Genomic DNA, 21845 nt, shown 5'->3' on the forward strand with positions numbered 1-21845 from the left:
GTCATGCTTTCCATATCGTGACCGACACAGTTCCTGCGCTTCATCACACCTACCCCGGGCTGCCCGTCAGCCCATTCAGACTGAGAGTTTTCCCCGATGCGGGAGATTAAGCTTCAGGACCTCAAGTCCAAGACGCCGACCGAGCTTCTGGCTTTCGCCGAAGAGCTGTCGGTCGAAAACGCCAGCATCATGCGCAAGCAGGAGCTGATGTTCGCCATTCTCAAGCAACTGGCCGCGAGCGAAACCGAGATCATCGGTGAAGGCGTCGTGGAAGTGTTGCAGGACGGTTTCGGTTTTCTGAGATCGTCCGATTCCAACTACCTCGCCGGGCCGGATGATATCTACGTCTCGCCGTCGCAGATCCGCCGTTTCGGCCTGCGCACCGGTGACACCGTCGAGGGCACCATCCGCGGCCCCAAGGACGGCGAGCGCTATTTCGCGCTGCTGAAGGTCAACACGATCAATTTCGAGGATCCCGAAAAGATCCGCCACAAGGTCCATTTCGACAACCTGACGCCGCTCTACCCCAACGAGCGCCTGCGGCTGGAGACGGAAGAGCCGGCGAAGAAGGATTATTCGGCCCGCGTCATCGACATCGTCTCGCCGATCGGCAAGGGCCAGCGCGCGCTGATCGTCGCCCCGCCGCGCACCGGCAAGACCGTGCTGCTGCAGAACGTGGCGCAGTCGATCACCACCAACCATCCCGAGTGCTACCTGATCGTGCTGCTCATCGACGAGCGGCCGGAGGAAGTCACCGACATGCAGCGCTCGGTGAAGGGCGAGGTCATTTCCTCGACCTTCGATGAGCCGGCGACCCGGCACGTGCAGGTGGCCGAGATGGTCATCGAAAAGGCCAAGCGCCTTGTCGAGCACGGGCGCGACGTCGTCATCCTGCTCGATTCGATCACCCGTCTGGGGCGCGCCTACAACACGGTCGTCCCCTCCTCCGGCAAGGTGCTGACCGGCGGTGTCGACGCCAACGCGCTGCAGCGTCCGAAGCGCTTCTTCGGCGCGGCCCGCAACATCGAGGAAGGTGGATCGCTGACCATCATCGCGACCGCGCTGATCGACACCGGCAGCCGCATGGACGAGGTGATCTTCGAGGAATTCAAGGGCACCGGCAACTCCGAGATCATTCTCGATCGCAAGGTGTCGGACAAGCGCGTGTTCCCGGCGCTCGACATCACGCGTTCCGGCACGCGCAAGGAGGAACTGCTGGTTCCGGCCGACATCCTCAAGAAGACCTACGTGCTGCGGCGTATTCTCAACCCCATGGGTACCGTCGACGCCATGGAGTTCCTGCTCGACAAGCTGCGCCAGACACGCCGCAATGCCGATTTCTTCGACTCCATGAATACCTGATCTGGAATACCTGATCTGGAATACCCGATGACCGCGAACTAGCGGCGGCACGGGAGATGGAGCGGATAATTGCCCGGGGCCTTTCGCTGAAGCGAAGGGCCTTTGGCATATTGGGCTATCGAGCATCGATCGACGGCCTGACGGGAGATGCGAGTGGCGCACAACAGCGATACCATCGTTGCGCCGGCGACGGCGGCGGGAAGATCGGCGATAGCGGTGGTTCGCCTGTCCGGCCCTGCGACGCGTGACATCGTGACCAGAACATGCGGCGCCCTGCCCCGCCCGCGATACGCCAGCCTGCGTGCGATCCGTGATGGCCAAGGCCATGTTCTCGACCATGGCCTCGTGCTGTTTTTCGCCGCGCCCGCAAGCTTCACCGGCGAGGATGTCGCCGAGCTCCACCTGCACGGCGGGCAGGCCGTGGTCAGCGCGGTTCTGCGCGGACTGCTCGATACCGGGCTGTGCCGGCTGGCCGAGGCGGGCGAGTTTTCGCGACGGGCTTTCCTCAACGGCAAGCTCGATCTGACGGCGGCCGAGGGAATAGCCGATCTCATTGACGCCGAGACCGAAGCGCAGCGCCGCCAGGCGATGCGTCAGCTCGAGGGCGTGTTGTCGGCGGCGGTGGAAGACTGGCGCGAGCGACTGCTCGAGGCGATGGCGCTGGTCGAGGCCTCGCTCGATTTCTCGGACGAGGGAGACGTGCCGGACGGCCTGATCGAACAGGGTGTCGCCACGGCCGCCGCCATTCGTGCGGAGATCGCCGCCGCCCTCGACGACGGCAGGGCCGGAGAGCGACTGCGCGATGGATTCACGGTTGCCATCGTCGGGCCGCCGAATGCCGGCAAGTCGACATTGCTCAACCGGATTGCCGGGCGTGACGTCGCCATTGTTTCGCCGCTTGCCGGTACGACACGGGATGCCATCGAGGTGCGCTGCGATCTCGCGGGCACGCCGGTCGTCTTCGTCGATACAGCGGGCCTGCGCGACACGGACGATCCGATCGAGCGGGAAGGAGTGGAGCGCGCCAGGAAGCGCGCGGCGGCGGCCGATCTGGTATTGCGGCTCCGGGCGACGGACGATCGATCGGGAGCCAGCTTCGAATCGGATTCCGAATGGGCCGCCGGCGTGGATATGCTCGCGGTACGAACGAAGTCCGATCTCGAGCCGGATCGTACGGCGGAAGACAACGTTATCGCCATTTCAGCCGTCACCGGTGAGGGGATCGACGATTTGCTGGCAGCGGTGAAGCAGCGTGTCGCTGCCAGCGCGCCTCAGGCGCCGCTGATCACACGCGAGAGACACCGAAGGGCGTTCATGGATACGGCCGAACATCTGGACCGCGCCGTGCGGGCATCATCCGTCGATGCGGACCCGGAACTCGTCGCCGAGGACATGCGACTTGCGCTGCGCGCATTGGGGCGCATCACCGGCGGGGTGGATGTCGAGGATATCCTCGACCGGCTGTTTTCGGGCTTCTGCATCGGTAAATGATCGGAGCCGAATGCGTGGACGCGCTGGTGTTTCACGTGAAACCATTGCGCGGGATCGGGTGCAGAAGTGCTGTTCCTCAAGCAGCATGTCCCAATAATCATTCCTTTGGCGCGTGCAATCATATATATGAAGCCGAGCGGCTATCTGTTAGCGAGCGGCTATCTGTTAGAACGAATCCCCAATTCAAGCGAATCCTGGAACGATGAATCATCACGAAGCCCACTATGACGTCATCGTCATTGGTGGAGGCCATGCAGGCACGGAAGCCGCGACGGCGGCGGCGCGATGTGGCGCGGCGGTGGCGCTGGTCACCCATCAATTCGCGACCATAGGCGCGATGTCGTGCAACCCGGCCATTGGCGGTCTGGGCAAGGGCCATCTCGTGCGTGAGATCGACGCGCTGGATGGTGTCATGGCGCGGGCGGCCGATCTCGGCGGTATCCAGTTTCGGGTGCTGAATCGGCGCAAGGGGCCTGCGGTAAGGGGGCCGCGGGCGCAGGCGGACCGCAAGCTTTACGCCAAGGCCGTCCAGCAGGCGATTCGGGATACGGACAATCTCAGCATCATCGAAGGGGAGGCGGCCGATCTCGTTGTCGACGGCGACCGGATCGCGGCCGTCATGTTGACCGACGGCCGAACCCTTGCCACGGGCACTGTCGTTCTGACGACCGGTACCTTTCTGCGGGGGCTGATCCACATCGGCGACAAGCAGATCCGGGCCGGTCGTATCGGCGAAGCGCCGGCGGACCACCTGTCGGCGACATTGCTGCGGCATGGTCTGACGCTCGGACGCCTCAAGACGGGAACGCCGGCGCGGCTTGATGGGCGGACGATCGATTGGGCCTCGCTCCATATGCAGCCGGGGGACGATCAACCCGAGCCGTTCTCGCTGCTGACAGAAACCCTGCCCAATCCCCAGATTGCCTGCGGCATCACACGTACGACAGCGAAGACGCATGCCATCATCCGCAATAATATTCATCGCTCGCCGCTCTATGGCGGCGTGATCGAAAGCCGGGGACCGCGCTACTGTCCGTCGATCGAGGACAAGGTTGTACGGTTCGCTGATCGCGACAGCCATCAGATCTTTCTGGAGCCCGAAGGTCTCGACGACCACACGGTCTACCCCAATGGCATATCTACATCATTGCCCGAAGACGTGCAGGAGGCTTTCATCCGCTCGATGCCGGGGCTGGAAAAGGCCGCTATTCTGCGGCCCGGGTATGCGATCGAGTATGATTTCGTCGATCCCCGCCATCTTCATGCGACGCTTGAAACCCGGACGATATCGGGCCTGTTTCTGGCCGGTCAGATCAACGGGACAACCGGCTACGAGGAAGCCGGGGCTCAGGGCGTGATTGCCGGGCTGAATGCGGCCCGGCGCGCAGGTGGCCAGGACGGCGTCAGCCCCGATCGTGCCGACGGTTATATCGGCGTGATGATCGATGACCTGATCACCCATGGTGTCAGCGAGCCCTACCGCATGTTCACATCGCGGTCGGAATACCGGCTCAGTCTGCGGGTCGATAACGCCGACGATCGTTTGACTGGCAAAGGCATCGCCTGGGGCTGCGTGGGCGGCCGTCGTGCCGCCGTGCATGAACAGCGGCAGAGGCTTCTGGCGGAATGGCGCGCGCAGCTCACCGATTGGAGCCTGACCCCGCGCGAGGCGGCAAGGCATGGACTTGCGCTCAATCAGGACGGCCAGAGGCGCACGGCGTTCCAGCTGCTCTCCTATCCCGGGATCTCCACCGAAAAGCTGGCGACGGTGTGGCCCGAGATTGCGCTGATGCCGGCATGGTTGCGTGGGCGGCTCGAAACGGACGCCGCCTACGCCGTGTATCTCAACCGGCAGGTGGAAGATATCGAAGCCTATCGGCGCGATGAGACTGTGACATTGCCAACGGATCTTGCCTTCGACGCCATGCCGGGACTGTCCGGCGAGCTACGGCACAAGCTGGCCGCGGTACGGCCCGCGACTCTCGGGCAGGCGGCTCGAATCGAGGGCATTACTCCGGCGGCTCTGGCAATTCTTGCTGCCTACGCCGGCGGCCGGCGGCGGGCAGCCGGTCAGGACAAGGCCTCGCGAGACGGAATGTTGTCCGCGTGATGTCGACCGGCAATGAGGAGCCGCAAGCGATCCTTGAGACGCTGGCGCAGACATATTCTGTTTCACGTGAAACATGCGATCGGCTTGCAATTCTGGTCCAGGAGCTGCGCCGTTGGCAAAAAGTCAAGAATTTGGTGGGACCATCCACGTTGAACGATGTCTGGACCCGTCACGTGGCGGATTCACTGCAATTGTTCGATGTGGCACCAGATGCCCGGCGTTGGCTGGACCTGGGCTCGGGTGCAGGCTTTCCGGGGATCGTTCTGGGCATATTGCTGGCGGAGCGCGGGCATGGACGGATCGATCTCGTCGAGAGCAACGGCCGCAAATGTGCCTTTCTGCGTCACGCCATTCGGGCCACGGGCGCCCGTGCGGTCGTTCACGAAAGGCGCATTGAAGACGTCATCCCGTTGTTGGTGACGGAGAAGATCGAGGTGGTGACGGCGCGAGCGCTGGCTCCTCTCGCCGACTTGCTGACGATGTCAAAAGACCTGTTGAGAATTGGGGCTATCGGGGTGTTTCCCAAAGGACAGGACTGGGAGATCGAATTGACCCAAGTGCCCAAATCCTGGAGAATCACGCTGGATACCTACCCGAGCAAGATTGAATCGCGCAGCCGGATTCTGGTCGTTCGGGAGTTTCACGAGGGCGATGCCAATCATGACTGATGTGGACAACCTTTTGGAGAATAGCGACAAGCATGCCGCCGGCCACATTCGCGTACTGGCGCTGGCGAACCAGAAGGGGGGCGTGGGCAAGACCACGACAGCCATCAATCTCGGCACCGCGCTTGCCGCGATAGGCGAGCGCGTGCTCATCATCGATCTCGACCCGCAGGGCAATGCGTCCACGGGTCTGGGGGTCGATCGGCAGAGCCGCAAGATCTCGACCTACGATGTCATGGTCGGGACTGCGACGCTGGAAGAGGCACTGCTGGAAACGTCGGTGCCCGGGCTTGCGGTCGCGCCGTCGACGCTCGATCTGCTCGGCGTCGAACTGGAAATTGCGTCGAGCCGGGATCGCGTGCGCCGTCTCAGCAATGCCATCGACAAGCTCGGCCGGGATATCCAGCCGAACGGTTTCACTTATGTCCTCATCGATTGCCCACCTTCGCTCAACCTGCTGACCATCAACGCCCTGACGGCGGCCAATGCTGTGCTGGTGCCCTTGCAGTGCGAGTTTTTCGCGCTGGAGGGGTTGAGCCAGTTGCTGAAGACGGTCGATCAGGTGCGCGCTTCGCTCAATCCCGGTCTCGGCATTCACGGAATCGTGCTGACGATGTTTGATCCGCGCAACAATCTGGCCAATCAGGTCGTCGCCGACGTGCGGCAGTTCATGGGCGCCAAGGTTTACGACACCATCATCCCGCGCAATGTTCGCGTGTCGGAGGCACCCTCCCATGGCAAGCCCGTGCTTCTCTACGATCTGAAATGCGCGGGGTCTCAAGCCTATCTGAAGCTTGCTTCCGAGATCATTCAGCGGGAACGGGTGCTGCGCGCGGCATGACGCACAGGTCGCCGCGCGGTTTCCAGAGCGTTTCGTCGTTTCACGGAAACGCTGAAACGCTCTGGTTGTTTGGTTTGACGCGTTTTCCTCACGCGAAGCGGTATCCACTTCGCCTGAAAACGCTATAGGCGCGCGCCTATTATGGAGAGCGATATGGCAGATGATACGAACCGTTCTCGGCTGGGGCGCGGGCTGGCGGCCCTGATCGGCGACATCGGCGGAGAGTTCGGCGATAACGGCCGGCCGTCAACCGCGGGGCTTCAGCGCGTGCCGATCGAGTTTCTGCGCGCCAACCCTCGCAATCCGCGAAAGATCTTTGATACCGACTCCCTGGACGATCTTGCGGCTTCGATCCGCGAGCGCGGGCTGATACAGCCGATCGTCGTTCGTTCCGTGCGCGGCGTTGCCGATGTTTACGAAATCATCGCCGGCGAACGGCGGTGGCGCGCGGCGCAGCGGGCCAATCTTCATCAGGTGCCGATCGTCGTCGTCGAGGCTGACGACCGCGTGGCGCTCGAGATCGCCATCATCGAGAACGTACAGCGCACGGATCTCAACCCCCTCGAAGAAGCCACCGGCTACGAACAGCTCATCGCCGAGTTCAACTATTCGCAGAATGATCTGGCCCAGGCGATCGGTAAAAGCCGCAGCCACGTCGCCAATACCCTGCGGCTGGTGAAGCTGCCGGAGGCGATCAAGCAGCTCGTCAACGACGGTCTGCTGTCCGCCGGGCACGCGCGGGCATTGCTTGCCGTCAGCAATCCCGAGGCGGTGGCACGGCAGGTCATCGAACGGGGGCTGACGGTTCGGGATGTCGAGAGAATCGCCCAGCAGGAGGCAAATGCCGGGGCGGGCACGGCATCCGAGCCGCAGCGGGCACGACCGGAGAAGGATCCGGACACCCGCGCCCTGGAGCAGGCGCTGGAGGAGGTGCTCGGCCTGTCGGTATCGATCGCCCACAAGTCCAACGGCGGGGAAGTCCGCCTGCGGTACAAGACGCTCGAGCAACTCGATGGCCTTTGCCGGCGGCTTCGCGGCTAAAGCACTTTCGGATCAAATGGAATGATCTGACGGACACACATCCGAAAAGCAAGCATCCGAGAAGAATGAGCGGAACGCCGCTTCAAAGAGGCCTCCCGCTCGTGCATACCCTGTCATTCCCGCTGAATCGCCCGACGGACCTATCCTAAACGAGGTCTTAGAGCGGGTTGCATCGTTACTGAATCAGGGTCTGTTGCGCAACCCGCTCTCATTTCTATCGTTTTCCGCAGTTTGCGTTTAATTTGAGTATCAAATCAAACGCAAACTGCTTTAGCCTTCCGTTTTCTCGGCTGCGGCGCGTTCGACGGCTTCCTCGATCAGTTTCTGCGCCTCCTCGGCGTTACCCCAGCGCACAATCTTGACCCATTTGTTCTTTTCGAGATCCTTGTAATGGGCGAAGAAATGCTCGATCTGCTCCAGTGTGATCTCGGGCAGGTCGGCATAGTTATGGACGCGGTCGTAGCGGCGGGTGAGCTTGCTCGACGGCACGGCGATGATTTTCTCGTCCTGGCCGGACTCGTCTTCCATCAGCAACACGCCGACCACGCGCACGGATATCACCGAACCGGGCAGAAGGGCACGGGTGTTGACGACGAGCACGTCCGCCGGGTCGCCGTCGCCGGAAAGCGTGTGCGGGATGAAGCCGTAATTGCCCGGATAGCGCATCGGCGTATAGAGGAAGCGGTCGACGAACAGCGTGCCGGATGCCTTGTCCAGTTCGTATTTGATGGGCTCGCCGCCGATCGGCACCTCGATGACGACATTGACTTCGTGAGGGGGATTCTTGCCGATCGGAATGGCCTCTAGACGCATGATGTGAACTCCTGGATGGAAGGATGCCGCATTGCGCGCACCCGGGCTGCGCAGGACGCGGCGGACCGTGGTCAAATGTCGAAGCAGGAGCGCGAGGCACAGGCCCGGGCGGGCACTGTGACGGCACAATTCTGACAATCGACGGCGCGTCTTTCTACAGCATGAATGCAGAAAGTAAAGTTGGCTTTTGGGAGAAGGGGGCGGATGGAATGCCGACCGCCGGAGACGCGCGGTGAGGGTCAGGGAAAGACGTAGGCCACGCGTGCGAGGGGTTTTCCGCCTATGCGTATCGTCTCCAACGCCGCCGTGCGACCGCCGAGCCGTTCATAGAACTGGCAGGCCCTTTCGTTGTCCTGCAGCGCCCATGTCAGTAGCCCCTTGCAGCCGCTGGCGGCGAGCTCGCGCCGGGCGGTGGCGAAAAGCTGTGTGCCGAGCCCGAGCCCCTGGAAGACCGGATCGAGATAAAGCTCGTCGATCTCGCCCTGTTGCGGAAGAGATATGCTGCGGCTTGGGCCGAAACTGGCGTAACCCGCAATGCGATTGCCGAGATCGAGCACGATCAGGCTGCGCGTGTGTCCCGCCGTGCGCCGCCACCAGCGCGGACCGCGATAGGCGATCATCCTCTCCAGCGCCACGCCGGGGACGATGCCGCGATAGGCTTCCCGCCAGGACGCATCGTGCACCGCCGCCAGCGCCGAGGCGTCTGACGGTCGCGCGGCACGGATGCTGATAACGACCTCGTTCATGGAGAGAAGTCTAGAATGCCGCGCATCGCCCGACAAGATGCAAAGCCGGTAACAACCCGTCCATGAATAAAATTTCATGCGAGTTGTGAACCGGCGCCCGGCCTGCTATGCCGTTGACCACGAGCCGATCGGATGCATGCGGTCAAATCACGTGTTCAGGTCATGCGTCCGTCTGAAGTGTGTTTGGAATTGTGCGCCCGCCGGCGCCGGACGGGCAAGGCTACCGCAGTCCCTTCTGGCAGCGGAGGGTGCCACCGTGGATGCCGGAGCAACGTGTTCAACCGTTTCCTGAAGCCTGAAGCCCGGTTCGCCCGGCGTATGGCGCGGATCAAGCGCTGGGACGCGCCCATCACCGGTCCTTGGGACCGGATCAGGGCGTATCTGAACATGCTGTTCGTCGACCACGGCATATTCCGGGTCGTCTATCTCAATCGGCACCGGGTCAGCGACAAGTTCTGGCGTGCTGCCCAGCCGTCCCCCGCGGATATCGGGCGTATCGCCGAAAGCGGCGTGCGCACCATCGTCAATCTGCGGGGAGGGCGGGAGTACGGCTCCTGGCCGCTGGAGCGGGACGCCTGCGCCACGCACGGATTGGTGTTGACGGAGTTCGTCGTGCGCTCGCGCGAGGCGCCGGCAAAGGAAACAATTGCGTCGGCTAAAGAATTTTTTCAATCTCTCGAGTATCCGGTCCTCGTGCATTGCAAGTCCGGCGCCGACCGGGCGGGATTCATGTCGGCGCTCTATCTCGTTCTCCAGGAGGGGGCATCCGTCGATGAGGCCGCAGCGCAGCTGTCGCTGCGTTACGGGCATTTCCGCTTCGCCAAGACCGGCATTCTCGATGCGTTTTTCGATCTCTACCGGGAGGAGGGGGAGGCCAAGGGGCTCGATTTCCCGACGTGGGTGGAGACCGTTTATGAGCCGGTTAAATTAAAGTCGCGCTTTCGCGCCGGCTTCTGGTCCGGGCTTCTGGTCGACCGCCTCATGAAACGGGAATGAGATGAATCTGCCGCCTCATATCGTTTTTCTGGTAACGGAGGACTGGTTCTTCGTCTCCCATTTTCTGCCCATGGCGCGGGCGGCGCGGGAGCTCGGCTTTCGGGTGACCGTGGTGGCGCGCGTGCGCGATCACCGGGCCGCCATCGAGGCGGTCGGTGCGCGCGTCGTCGCGTTCGACGCGGAAAGGCGCAGCCTCAACCCGCTCGCGGTGTTTCGCGCGTTGGTCGCCCTGCGAGGGGTATTGCGTGAGGAACGTGCTGATATCGTGCATTGCATCGCGCTGCGCTCGATCGTCCTTGGCGGCTTTGCGGCGCCGCGCGGCGCGGCGGCCGTGTATGCACTCACCGGGCTAGGCTTTCTGGGGGCGCGGCAGGACCACGTGGGACGGACGGCGCGGTGGTTCGTGCGCGGCTTCCGGCGGATTTTTCTCGATGGGCCCCGCACCCGCTATCTGTTCGAGAACGAGGACGACGCCGTCGCGCTGGGGCTCGATCCGCGCGACCGGAGCCGGGTGGCGCTGGCGGGCGGCGCGGGAGTCGACCCCGCGCAGTTTCCGGCCGTTCCCGTGGAGACCGCCGGGGATTTGCGGATCGCCGTGGTCGCGCGCATGCTCTGGTCCAAGGGGATCGATATCGCGGTCGAGGCGTTGTCGCGCGCCAGGGCGGCCGGTGCCGCGGTCAGCCTGTCGCTCTATGGCGCGCCGGACCCTTCCAACCCCCGCGCCGTGCCGGAGGAGACGCTGCGCCAGTGGGATGCGCTGCCCGGCGTGACATGGCACGGGCCGACGCGGGACGTCGCGGCGGTCTGGCGCAGCCATGAGGTTGCCTGTCTGCCGTCGCGCGGAGGGGAGGGGCTGCCGCGCACGCTGCTGGAAGCCGGCGCGAGCGGGCGCGCCATCGTGACGACCGACGTGCCGGGATGCCGCCGCCTTGTGCGCAACGGCATCGAGGGAATCATCGTGCCGCCGGGCGATGGCGACGCGCTGGCGCAGGCCTTTATTTCGCTGGCGAAAGATCGCGGCGCCGTGCAGCGAATGGGGGAGGCGGCGCGAGCGCGCGTGATCGGGGGGTTTACCGAGCGCCATGTCATGGAAACGGTCAAGGCGCTTTATACCGGCCTGCTCGACAAGGGCCGGGGCGACGGGAGGCGGCCATGATCGCGGACCGCGCGGCGTTCATCCGGGAACACACACGGCTCATTGCGACGCCGCACGCGCCGGAAATCGCGCTTTACGTCGCCGACGAGGCAACGGCGCTATGGCGCAAGACCGAGGAGGAGCTGGGGCAGATCGGCCTGCCGCCGCCGTTCTGGGCCTTCGCGTGGGCCGGCGGGCAGGCGCTGGCGCGCTATCTGCTCGATCATCCCCGGACCGTGGCGGGCAGGCGCGTGCTCGATTTCGCCTCCGGCTCCGGCCTCGTCGCCATCGCCGCCGCGAAAGCCGGAGCCGAAGAGGTCGAGGCGGTCGATATCGATCCGTTCGCGATCGAGGCCATCGGCATCAATGCGTCGGCTAATGAAGTGATGGTCACACCCCGGCAGGCCAACCTCCTCGGTGCCGATGAAGGGTGGGAGGTCGTGCTGGCCGGCGATATCTGCTATGAGCGCGATCTTGCGGCTGACGTCATGGCGTGGCTTGGGCGGCTGCACGATCGCGGCGCGCTGGTGCTCATCGGCGACCCCGGCCGCGCCTATCTGCCGCGTGAAAAGCTGACCTCGCTCGCCACCTACAGGGTGCCGGTGACGCGGGAACTCGAAGATGCGGAAATCAAGGTTGCCCAGGTCTGGGCGCTGCGGCGGGACGATGGGCAGAGCTGATAGTAAGTCGACGAATGAAATGCCGCCGCGGCCCTTCGCTTCCGCGTGGCATTGCCTGTGAAGCCGGAGCGATGATGAACAAGTCCCCCGAAAGCCCCGAATCGTCTCCGGATGGCTCATCCGGCATGCGGCCGGTTCGCGACCCGCTGTTGGCGCGGCTGATGCCGCCGGCGTTCAGGCGCGGCGATACCGTGCCGACCATCCGCCGGCTGTGGCGGGAGTGGGCGCGCCCCCACCGCGCGGCGCTCGGCCTGGTGCTGGCCCTGATCGGGGTCATCGCCGCCGCGACCGCGCTCTATCCCATCCTGATCAAGGAAGCCTACGACGCGTTCACGGCGCGCGACGCCAGCGCCGTCATGCTGGCGCCGATCTTCGTCATCCTCATCACCAGCATCAAGGGTTTCGCGCTTCTCGGCCAGACCGTGCTGACCAACCGGGTGATCGCGCGCATCGAGGCCGACATGCAGACCGCGCTCTACACGCACCTGATCGACGCCGACCTGGCGCAGCTCGGCCGAGAGAGCCCGGCGACGCTCACCCAGCGCTTCACCACGGATTTCGCCTATATCAAGGAGGCGCTGACGCGGATTTTCACGGTGCTGCTGCGCGATGGCGCGACCGTGGTGGCGCTCGTCGCCGCCATGCTCTGGATCGACCCGACGCTGACCCTCGTCGCCGGGCTTGTCGCCCCGTTCGTCACCCAGCCGGTGGCGCGGCTCGGCCGGAAACTGCGCCGCGTCGCCACCTCGACGCAGGAGGAGATCGGCGCCATGGCCAATCTGGTGTCGGAGAGTCTGGCCGGCGCGAAGGTCGCCAAGGTCTTCGGGCTGGAAGGCTACCTCAAGGGCCGCGCGGCACGGGCGTTCGCGACGGTGCGCGACCTCAAGATCAAGGCCGCCAACGCGCGCGGGCGGCTCGACCCCCTGCTGGAGATCGGCAGCGGCGTGGCCGTGGCCCTTGTGCTGGTGCTGATCGGCTGGCGCATCGTGGAGGGACGCAGCACGGTCGGCGAGTTCACGGGCTTCATCACCGCCCTCCTGATGGCCGCCCAGCCCGTACGCTCCATCGGCAATCTCAACGCCATCGTGCAAGAAGCCATGGCGGCGCTGCGCCGCTACTACGACATCCTCGACGTGCCGCCGACCATCGTCGATCGCGCGGGCGCGCATCCTCTTAAGCCCGGTCCCGGCAGCATCGCGTTCCGTGACGTGCGGTTCGGCTACCGCGACGACGTGACGGCTCTCGACGGTATCACGATCGACCTGCCGGCCGGCAGGATGACGGCGCTCGTCGGCCGCTCGGGCTCCGGCAAATCGAGCCTCATGGCGCTGGTGCCGCGTCTCTACGACGTGTCCGAGGGCGCGGTGCTGATCGACGGGCAGGACGTGCGCGACGTCACGCTCGCCAGCCTGCGCGCCCACATCGCCGTGGTTTCCCAGGAGGTCGTGCTTTTCGACGATACCATCCGCGCCAATATCGGCTTCGGCAAGCCCGGCGCGACGCAGGAGGAAATCGCGGCGGCGGCGCGCGCCGCCGCCGCGCATGACTTCATCGCCGCCTTGCCCGAAGGCTACGACACGCGTGTGGGCACGGCCGGCTCGCGCCTGTCCGGCGGCGAGCGCCAGCGCGTGTCGCTGGCCCGCGCCATCCTGAAGGATGCTCCCGTCCTGATGCTCGACGAGGCGACGAGCGCCCTCGACGCCGAGGCCGAGCGCCTCGTGCAGGATGCGCTGGCGCGCCTCTCGGCCGGGCGCACGACGCTGGTCATCGCCCACCGGCTGTCGACGGTGCGCCGCGCGGACCTCATTCTGGTGATGGACAGGGGGCGGATCGTCGAGCGCGGCACCCACGACGAGCTCGTGGCGCACGGCGGCATATACGCGCGCCTGCAACGCCTGCAGCTCACCGACGATACTGGGGAAGCCGACAAAATATGAAAGTCGGACAATAGCTTATCCGGCCCGGATTTACATTATTGTGACGACATGCAAGTCCGGTGGACAAGATAGTTCTGTCCAGAAAAATAAATTACTGGTGAAATGGACGCGCTCCTCTTAGGTTAATACGTCATTAACCACAGGAGCTGTTCATGCTTGATGCAAAGAAGCTACTTGATGCGCTCATCGGTTCGGCGGCAGCGGGACCCTCCGCGCGCGCTCCTTCCGGTTCGGCCGGCACGCTCCCGGAAGACGCTTCCTCGGCCGGCGCTTTCGATGGCGTCGGTGATCTGCTCGGCAGCGTGGTCGGACAGCTGACCGGCAAGCAGGACGGCCAGCCGGGCTCGGTCACCGAGGCCGGCGCCGATCTCGTCGCGCAGGCGCGCGAGTACCTGAACACGCCGCAGGGGCGCAATATCGCCAGCGCCGTGGCGGGCGGGCTGGCGGGCCTGCTGCTCGGCTCGCGCGCCTCGGGCAGGTCCATCACCTCGTCGGCCGCGAGTCTGGGCGGCATCGCCCTCATCGGCGGGCTGGCTTACAAGGCCTATCAGGCCTGGCAGAACGACCAGCCTCCGGCAGCGGCCGCCGAACCGATCACGCCGCCGCCCGCGGCCTCCGCCTTCGGCGCGGAAGCCGCCTCGCAGGATACGGCTCTGGTGCTCCTGCGCGCCACCATCGCCGCCGCTGCGTCCGACGGGCAGATCGACACCGAGGAGCGCGGGCGGATCATCGGCAATCTGACCAAGGTCGGGTTCCAGGCGGAGGCGGCGAAGTTCCTCGATCGCGAGTTCGCCAATCCGGCCTCGATCACCCAGCTCGCGTCCGCCGCGACCAGCGAGGCGCTCGCCGTGGAGATCTATGCGGCGGCGCGCCTCGCCATCGAGCCCGACACCGAGAACGAGCAGGCCTTTCTGGCGGAGCTTGCCGAGGCGCTGTCGCTGGCGCCGGAACTCGTCGCCCATATCGACGCGGCCGCTCTCGCCGCCAAGCGGGACGCCGCCTGACCGTTCGCGCGTTCGCGCGTTCTCGCGGCTTTCGCGTGAGCCGTTCCCGGGGGGCATATCCCCCCTCGGGGTTTCCCCTCGGCGCAACCGTGAACAGCGTTGTGCGCAACTCTCTACCTGTTGATTTCGGAGCCCGTTCCGGGGATTGTGTCAGGGATGGAAACGCCATAACGAGCGCATGCAAGCGCCCGGAAAGACGCCGATGACGCCAGTATCCGACCTGCCCGGCGGCGGTTGCCGCGCCTGTGCCTGGCGCCGTTGTGCGTGGGGCGCGGCGTGCGCCCGTGCGGAGCGCCGCTTGCGGTATCTGGCGACGGTTGCATAGCGGGGAGCGGGCCGATGAGGCTGCGCTCCCTTCGTTTTTTCCGGCCCGAGGGTTGGGAACGGTGAGGTTATGGGGCAACCCCTCCGGGAGCGCGCATGCTGGCAGGAGGGAGACTTTGGACAGGTGAGGATGATCACAGCAGAATATCGATGCGCTGGGATGAAGGGTCGAAAAAGAGTGGCCGCCCGCTGGTGGCTGCAGGTTCCGGTTTCGCAGGTTCTGGCTTATGGAGGCATGTGGTGACCACCATCCATGAACGTCGTCGGGCCTTCCGCAAGCTGAACGAATCGTCCGGCACCTATGTCCTGCCCAATCCGTGGAATGTCGGCAGCGCGCGCTATCTGGAGCATCTCGGCTTCAAGGCGCTGTCCACGACGAGTGCCGGCATCGCCTTCGCCGACGGTTTTCCCGATACGGACTGGGCCGTGCCGCGCGAGGTCATGCTCAAGCATATCCGCGAGATCGTGGAGGCCACCGACCTGCCGGTGATCGCCGATTTCGAATCCGGCTATGCCCATGAGCCGGAGGACGTCGCGCGCAACGTCATCCTGTGCATCGATACGGGCGTCGCCGGCATCATGATCGAGGACACGACGCCGGATCACCAGCGGCCGTTCTATCCGCTGGAGCTTGCGGTCGAGCGCATCAGGGCGGCGCGCGCCGCCATCGACGCCAGCGCCGCCGGCGTGACGCTGATCGCCGGCGTCGAGCGGCTGACCAACAATCACGAGGAGTCGCTGTCGGGCATCATTGACCGGCTTACCGCCTACGTCGCGGCGGGGGCGGAGGCCGTGCACGCGCCGGGCGTCATCGATCCGGAGGCGATCATTGCCCTGGTCAAGGCCGTGGCGCCGCGTCCGGTGAGCATCGTGGTGGAGCCGGAATGCGGTCTGAGCGTCAAGAACTATGCCGATCTGGGCGTGCGGTGGCTCAGCAGCGGCTCGGGGATGTGCCGCGCCGCCTGGAGCGGCTTCATCCGGGCCGCTGACGAGGTCGCGGGCCAGGGCAGCTTCTCCACCCTGCGGGACGCGGTGCCCTTCTCGCAGATCAACCAGTTCTTCCGTCAGGATCTGCGCAAGGGCCGCAAGCGCCGCCTCAGCGACTGACGGAAGCCTACACCGTGCCCGTGCGCACGAGATCGAGGATGTGGACGATGCCGAGGGGGTGGCCGTCCTCGTCCGCCACGATCAGCGCGCCCACCTTGGTGCGCTCGATGATCTGCAGCGCCTCGCCCGCCAGCGTGTCGGGGGCGATCACCTTGGGGGCGCGGGTCATCACCTCGTCGACGCGCCGCGCCGGCAGGTCGTTCGCCATGTGGCGGCGCAGGTCGCCGTCGGTGACGATGCCGGCGAGCGTTCCGTCGGGGTTGACGACCACCACGCAGCCGAAGCCCTTGGCGCTCATCTCGACCAGCGCCTGCGCCATGGGCGCGCCCGTGCCCACGAGCGGCAGCCGGTCGCCGGTGTGCATCACATCGCGCACGAAGCGCAGCTGCGCGCCGAGCCTGCCGCCGGGATGGAACACCTTGAAATCCTGGGCCGAGAACCCGCGCGCCTCGATGAGCGCGATGGCGAGCGCATCGCCGATCACGAGCTGCATGGTGGTGGAGGTGGTGGGCGCGAGGCCGTTGGGGCAGGCTTCCTGCACCTTGGGCAGGATCAGGCCGACATCGGCGGCGCGGCCGAGTTCCGATTCGCCGTTGGAGGTGATGGCGATGACGGCGATGTCGAACCGCTTGGCATAGGTGAGGATCGCAGACAGCTCCGCCGTGTCGCCGGACCACGACAGGGCGAGCACGATGTCGTCGGTCTGGATCTGGCCGAGATCGCCGTGGCTCGCCTCGGAGGGATGGACGAAATAGGCGGGCGTGCCCGTGGAGGACAGTGTCGCGGCGATCTTGCGGGCGACATGGCCGGACTTGCCCATGCCGGTGACGATCACGCGGCCCGAGGCGGCGCGGATGCGCGCGATCGCGTCCCGGAAGGGGTTGCCGAGCCCGTTCGACAGCGCCTGGGTGAGCTCATCGAGGCCGCGGCGCTCGATGTCGATGGTCGCGAGCGCCGAGGAGAGGGCGTCGAAAGGCGCTTGACGGGCTGCCGGCATGATCGGGTGTTTCTCCTGCAAAGGCGGCATATGTATCCCGGCTCAGGCTTCGCCGCAATCATCCGTCTCGGATCTCGCACAACACTCGAATCTCGCACCACGCTCAGATGTCGATCCAGCCGCGAAGCTCGCGGCGCACGATATGGGCGATGACTTGCATGCCCTCGGGGGAATCGTTGAGGCAGGGGATCGCCGCGAACCGTTCGCCGCCGTGCTTCAGGAAGATGTCGCGGTTCTCCACCGCGATTTCCTCCAATGTCTCGAGGCAATCCGCCGAAAACCCGGGGGTGATGACGGCAAGCCGCTTCACGCCGCTTTCCGCAAGTCCCCTGACGGTCTCGTCGGTATAGGGCGTCAGCCATTCCTCGTTGCCGAAGCGCGACTGGAACGTGAGCATGAGCCGTTCCGGCGACAGCCCGAGGGCCTCGCACAGCAGCGCGTGCGTGCGCTCGCACTGGCTGCGGTAGGGGTCGCCTTTCAGGATGTAGCTCTTGGGCACGCCGTGGAACGAGGCGAGGATCCTCTCGGGCTCGAAGTCGAGCCCCGCCAGCGCCCGGCGCAGATTCGCCGCCAGCGCGCCGACGTAGACCGGGTCGTCGTAATAGGGCGGGCTCACCCGCACCGTCGGCTGCCAGCGCATCGTCATCAGCGCCTCGAACGCCTTGTCGCAGGCGGTGGCCGAGGTCGCGGCCGCGTATTGCGGATAGAGCGGCACCAGCAGGATGCGGTCGCAGCCCGTGTCGAGAAGCGCCTGCAGGCGGTCCTTGATGCTGGGCAGGCCGTAGCGCATGGCCCAGTCTATGGTGATCTGCGCGCCCGCCTCGGGCGCGGTCGCGTCGATGATCCGGCCGAGTTTCTCTGCCTGGGCGCGGGTGATCGTCTTGAGCGGCGACTCGTCGCGCTCCCTGTTCCAGATGCTGTCGTAGTCGCGCCCCTTGGGGCCGGGCCGCTTGGTGAGCACGATCAGGTTGAGCACCGGCCACCAGATCAGCCGCGAGGTTTCGATCACCCGCCGGTCGGACAGGAACTCCTTCAGATACCGGCGCATGGACCAGTAATCGGTGGCCTCGGGCGTGCCCAGATTGAGCAGCAGCACGCCGATGCGGCCGCCCTCGAATACGGGGAAGGCATCGGCGGATGCGGCAGTGGATGAAGCCATCGTCATGTCCCTGGTGCGTTCGGCCCTCGCCGGAAGCGGCGAGCCGCGCCGCGGCCTGCCAAGCGATCGACGGGCCGAGGAAGCAGCATGTTCGGCGAGATCACGCGCTTGTAATGCGAATTCGCCGCCAATCCAACCATGACGGACGCGGCAAATGCGGTGGCCGGAAGAATGCTGGCTCTGTAACCGACTTTGAACAGGGCGCTTTTTCGGCAGTCTTTCACGCTTCTAAACTTCTAACGCGCTGAAATCACTTGTCAATTTTCCTTGATTCTTGGACCCGCGCCGTTTACTTGTTGGCCCGACCTTGATCGGAAACCGATGCGCGGCATACGCGCGACACACGCGATTGTGTGGGCGGACCATCGTTGCGCGGGCAGATGTATCCGCGCTGATATGAGTGGCGGCGGGATGAGTATTGTTACCTTTCACCATGACGACGGGCCAGATCCGAACGCCTTGCTGCGCTGGGTGCTGGCCGCCGTTCTGGTGGTGGCGGTCCATGGCGGTCTGGTGGCGCTGGTCAATGCCTGGAAGACGGCCGAGCCGCCTGCCGGGGAACCGGCGCCGGTGATGATGATCGACCTCATGCCCGCCGGTGCGCCGGACATCGCCTCCGAGGACGCCGACCCCGGCCCGCAGGCCGAGGAAGCCCCGCCCATGGAGGATCTGCCCGAGATGGAGGAGGCGCCGCCCGTCGAGGACGTCCAGCCGGAACCGGAACCGGAACCCGAAGTCGTGCCGGAACCGGTTCCGGAGCCCGAGCCGATTCCGGAGCCGCTGCCGCCGGAGCCCGAGCCGGAGCCGATCGAGCCCGAGATCGTCGAGACGCCGCCGGTGCCCGATCCGGCGGTGACGCTGCCGCCGCCTCCGCCGCCGCGTCCCGTGATCGCGGAGAAGCCCAAGCCGGAACCCAAGCCGAAGGCGGAAGCGAGGCCCAGGCCCGTGAAGCAGGAGAAGCCCAGGGCCCAGCCGCGACGCAATGTCGAGCGTCCGCCGGCCCAGCGCACCACGGCGCCGCAGAGTTCCCGCGGCCAGCCCGGTCCCCGCTCGGCCGCCCCGTCTTCCGGCGGTGCCGCGAACCTGTCGGCGGCGCCGGCGTCGTGGCGCAGCAGCCTGATGGCGCACATAAACCGCCACAAGCGCTATCCGCCGGCGGCGCGGCAGCGTGGCGAGGAGGGCGTGGCGCGCGTGAGGTTCGAGATCGACCGCAACGGCAACGTGCTGTCGTTCAGGCTCCTGAGCGGCACCGGTTTTCCGCTGCTTGACGAGGACGCGCATGCGTGGATAAGGCGTGCGTCGCCGTTCCCGCGGATTCCGGATTCGGTTCCCGGCAACCGCATACCGATCACCGTGCCCCTCCGTTTCCATTTGAGATGAATTGAAAGCGTCGATGACCGTGTCTCGCGATGAGGCCGCCCTTGCCCGGCCGGTGGAGGACACCTCCGCTGTCGGGCCAGAGCGCTTTCCGGTCGAACGGAATCGTTCGATCGACGAGAATTCGCTCAAATCAGGGAATCGCAGCCCCTCCGCCGATCCGGGCGGAGCGGCGGAGGGGCTGGCGCGGCAATACCGCCGCTTCGTCGCGGCGAGGGTGGCGCTCCTCGTGGGTCTTGCCGTGGCGCTCGGGTTCTCGTTCCTGGCGGACGTCGCCACCGGCACGTCGAATCTCGCCGCCGCCGACATCCTGCGCGGCCTTGTGGATTCCTCCACCCTTACCCGTTCGCAGGCGGTGATCCTGTGGGACGTGCGCCTGCCCTATGCGGTGATGGCGGTGCTCGTCGGCGCGGCGCTCGGGCTTGCCGGGGCGGAGATGCAGACCGTGCTCAACAACGCGCTCGCGAGCCCGTTCACGCTCGGCGTCTCGGCGGCGGCGATGCTGGGCGCCTCGGTCGTCATCGTGTTCAACGTCCTGCCTGCCTGGCTCGACCAGAACTACGGGGTGGCGCTCGGCGCCTTCGTCTTCGCCGTCGGCTCGACCATGCTCATCCAGGCCCTGTCGCGGCTTTACGGTGCCACCGTCGACACGGTGGTGCTGTTCGGCATCGCCATGGTGTTCGTGCTCAACGCGCTCACCGCGCTGATCCAGTTCATCGCCGATACCGACGCGCTGCAGCAGGTGGTGTTCTGGAACATGGGCAGCCTGACGCGCGCCACCTGGGACAAGATCGCCATCGTCGCCGCGGTGCTCGCCCTGTGCCTGCCGCTGTCGATGACGCAGGTGTGGGCCATGACGGCGCTGCGCGGCGGCGAGGACCATGCGCGCAGTTTCGGCATCCCGGTGGAGAGGCTGCGGCTCGTCGTCATGCTGCGCGTGAGCCTGCTCGCCGCGGTGGCGGTGTGTTTCGTCGGCACCATCGGCTTCATCGGTCTCGTCGGCCCGCACATCGCGCGCCTCGCGCTCGGCGAGGATCACCGGTTCTATCTGCCGGGAGCCGCGCTCGCGGGCGCCCTGGTGCTGTCGCTCGCGTCCATCGCGAGCAAGCTGATCGTGCCCGGCCTCATCCTGCCGGTCGGCATCGTCACGTCGCTCGTCGGCATTCCCCTGTTCATGGGGTTGATCCTCAGCCAGCGGAGGCGCGCATGAGCGGCGCGCTCACCCTCGAGGACGTCAGCGTCGGCTATGGCCGCAAGCCGGTCCTCGACCATCTCGACATCGGCCCCCTGCCGGCCGGTTCGCTCGTCGCGGTGGTGGGCTCGAACGCGGTGGGCAAGTCGACGCTGCTCAAGGCCATCGCCGGCTTGCGGGCGGCGAGCGGGCGCATCCTGCTCGGGGATACCGATCTCGCGCGTCTGCCGCTGACGCGCCGGGTGCGGCTCGTGGGCTATCTGTCGCAGGCCCTGCCGCAGCCGACCTCGCTCGTGGCCTATGAGGCGGTGACGAGCGCCTTCCGTGCCGTGCGCGGCGACCTGTCGTCGCTCGATGCCGAACGGATGGTCGATGCGGTGTTCACGGCGCTCGACCTGCGTCCGCTTGCCCTGCGCCGGCTGTCGGAGATGTCGGGCGGCCAGCGGCAGATGGTGGGGCTCGCCCAGGTGCTGGTGAGGAAGCCGCCGCTGCTGCTGCTCGACGAGCCCACGAGCGCGCTCGACCTGCGCTGGCAGCTCAACGTGCTGGAGACCGTGCGCGCCATCACCCGCGGGGACAACGCCATCTGCCTGATGGCGATCCACGACATCAACCTGGCGCTGCGCTTCTGCGACCAGCTCGTGGTGCTCGGCGGCGGCGGGGTGCTGGCGGCGGGCGCGCCGGACGCGGTGATGGACGCCGGGCTGCTGCGCCGCGCCTACGGCATCGAGGGCAGGGTGGAGCACTGCTCGCGCGGCTTCCCCATCGTGCTGACGGACCGGGCGGTGGCGCCCGACACGGCGGCTCGCTAGAGCATTTGCCGATCTGACTGGATCGGCAAATGCTCTGCGATTCTTTAGCTTTGAGC

19 protein-coding genes are annotated in these 21845 nt (G+C 65.8%); 15 read left to right on the forward strand and 4 right to left on the reverse strand.

Annotated features, from left to right (window positions below):
• Positions 1-96 precede the first annotated feature (96 nt).
• The 6 genes from rho to ACUSIJ_RS02120 all read left to right on the forward strand — a co-directional run bounded on the left by rho (position 97) and on the right by ACUSIJ_RS02120 (position 7510).
• Complete coding sequence (rho, locus tag ACUSIJ_RS02095) at positions 97-1362, forward strand: transcription termination factor Rho (RefSeq protein WP_449306704.1); 1266 nt, start codon at positions 97-99, stop codon at positions 1360-1362.
• Between the two features lie 147 nt (positions 1363-1509).
• Positions 1510-2853, forward strand: coding sequence for a tRNA uridine-5-carboxymethylaminomethyl(34) synthesis GTPase MnmE (gene mnmE / locus ACUSIJ_RS02100; protein WP_449306705.1), 1344 nt, complete (start codon positions 1510-1512; stop codon positions 2851-2853).
• 202 nt (positions 2854-3055) lie between these two features.
• Entirely contained in the window at positions 3056-4963 is a 1908-nt protein-coding gene (gene mnmG / locus ACUSIJ_RS02105; protein WP_449306706.1) for a tRNA uridine-5-carboxymethylaminomethyl(34) synthesis enzyme MnmG, read from the forward strand.
• On the forward strand, positions 4963-5631 hold the full coding sequence (gene rsmG / locus ACUSIJ_RS02110) for a 16S rRNA (guanine(527)-N(7))-methyltransferase RsmG (protein ID WP_449306981.1): 669 nt from the start codon (positions 4963-4965) through the stop codon (positions 5629-5631). Before mnmG ends, rsmG begins: the two co-directional genes overlap by 1 nt.
• On the forward strand, positions 5624-6469 hold the full coding sequence (locus tag ACUSIJ_RS02115) for a ParA family protein (protein WP_449306707.1): 846 nt from the start codon (positions 5624-5626) through the stop codon (positions 6467-6469). Before rsmG ends, ACUSIJ_RS02115 begins: the two co-directional genes overlap by 8 nt.
• Before the next feature lie 153 nt (positions 6470-6622).
• Positions 6623-7510: a ParB/RepB/Spo0J family partition protein gene (locus ACUSIJ_RS02120; RefSeq protein WP_449306708.1), complete on the forward strand. Its 888-nt coding sequence runs from the start codon at positions 6623-6625 to the stop codon at positions 7508-7510.
• A gap of 270 nt (positions 7511-7780) precedes the next feature.
• Here the strand turns inward: ACUSIJ_RS02120 and ppa are convergent, their stop codons facing one another.
• Positions 7781-8323, reverse strand: a complete 543-nt coding sequence (gene ppa, locus ACUSIJ_RS02125) for an inorganic diphosphatase (protein ID WP_449306709.1) — start codon at positions 8321-8323, stop codon at positions 7781-7783.
• A gap of 239 nt (positions 8324-8562) precedes the next feature.
• Positions 8563-9069 carry an N-acetyltransferase family protein gene (locus ACUSIJ_RS02130; protein WP_449306710.1) on the reverse strand — a complete coding sequence of 169 codons (507 nt, stop codon included), beginning with the start codon at positions 9067-9069 and terminating at the stop codon, positions 8563-8565.
• Between the two features lie 273 nt (positions 9070-9342).
• Here ACUSIJ_RS02130 and ACUSIJ_RS02135 point away from each other — a divergent pair, with 273 nt between their 5' ends.
• From ACUSIJ_RS02135 to ACUSIJ_RS02160, 6 genes are all read left to right on the forward strand, one after another.
• Positions 9343-10065, forward strand: coding sequence for a fused DSP-PTPase phosphatase/NAD kinase-like protein (locus ACUSIJ_RS02135; RefSeq protein WP_449306982.1), 723 nt, complete (start codon positions 9343-9345; stop codon positions 10063-10065).
• Between the two features lies 1 nt (position 10066).
• The gene (locus ACUSIJ_RS02140) at positions 10067-11221 is read left to right on the forward strand and encodes a glycosyltransferase family 4 protein (protein WP_449306711.1); all 1155 of its coding nucleotides are present in this window, start codon (positions 10067-10069) and stop codon (positions 11219-11221) included.
• Entirely contained in the window at positions 11218-11880 is a 663-nt protein-coding gene (locus tag ACUSIJ_RS02145; protein WP_449306712.1) for a class I SAM-dependent methyltransferase, read from the forward strand. Before ACUSIJ_RS02140 ends, ACUSIJ_RS02145 begins: the two co-directional genes overlap by 4 nt.
• A 161-nt stretch (positions 11881-12041) precedes the next feature.
• Complete coding sequence (locus ACUSIJ_RS02150) at positions 12042-13817, forward strand: ABC transporter ATP-binding protein (protein WP_449306983.1); 1776 nt, start codon at positions 12042-12044, stop codon at positions 13815-13817.
• A gap of 152 nt (positions 13818-13969) precedes the next feature.
• Entirely contained in the window at positions 13970-14821 is an 852-nt protein-coding gene (locus tag ACUSIJ_RS02155; RefSeq protein ID WP_449306713.1) for a tellurite resistance TerB family protein, read from the forward strand.
• A gap of 564 nt (positions 14822-15385) precedes the next feature.
• A complete protein-coding gene (locus ACUSIJ_RS02160; RefSeq protein ID WP_449306714.1) occupies positions 15386-16252 on the forward strand; it encodes an isocitrate lyase/PEP mutase family protein in 867 nt (288 codons plus the stop codon).
• A 7-nt stretch (positions 16253-16259) separates the two neighbouring features.
• Here the strand turns inward: ACUSIJ_RS02160 and ACUSIJ_RS02165 are convergent, their stop codons facing one another.
• Positions 16260-17249: a KpsF/GutQ family sugar-phosphate isomerase gene (locus ACUSIJ_RS02165; protein ID WP_449306715.1), complete on the reverse strand. Its 990-nt coding sequence runs from the start codon at positions 17247-17249 to the stop codon at positions 16260-16262.
• A gap of 103 nt (positions 17250-17352) precedes the next feature.
• Positions 17353-18414, reverse strand: coding sequence for a ferrochelatase (gene hemH, locus ACUSIJ_RS02170; RefSeq protein ID WP_449306716.1), 1062 nt, complete (start codon positions 18412-18414; stop codon positions 17353-17355).
• A 405-nt stretch (positions 18415-18819) separates the two neighbouring features.
• Here hemH and ACUSIJ_RS02175 point away from each other — a divergent pair, with 405 nt between their 5' ends.
• The 3 genes from ACUSIJ_RS02175 to ACUSIJ_RS02185 are packed head-to-tail and all read left to right on the forward strand — an operon-like array spanning position 18820 to position 21789.
• On the forward strand, positions 18820-19788 hold the full coding sequence (locus ACUSIJ_RS02175; RefSeq protein ID WP_449306717.1) for an energy transducer TonB: 969 nt from the start codon (positions 18820-18822) through the stop codon (positions 19786-19788).
• Positions 19789-19801: 13 nt separating this feature from the next.
• Complete coding sequence (locus ACUSIJ_RS02180) at positions 19802-20995, forward strand: FecCD family ABC transporter permease (protein ID WP_449306719.1); 1194 nt, start codon at positions 19802-19804, stop codon at positions 20993-20995.
• On the forward strand, positions 20992-21789 hold the full coding sequence (locus ACUSIJ_RS02185; protein ID WP_449306720.1) for an ABC transporter ATP-binding protein: 798 nt from the start codon (positions 20992-20994) through the stop codon (positions 21787-21789). Before ACUSIJ_RS02180 ends, ACUSIJ_RS02185 begins: the two co-directional genes overlap by 4 nt.
• The last annotated feature ends 56 nt before the right edge of the window (positions 21790-21845 follow it).

The sequence above is a fragment of the Pseudochelatococcus sp. B33 genome (assembly GCF_053570585.1).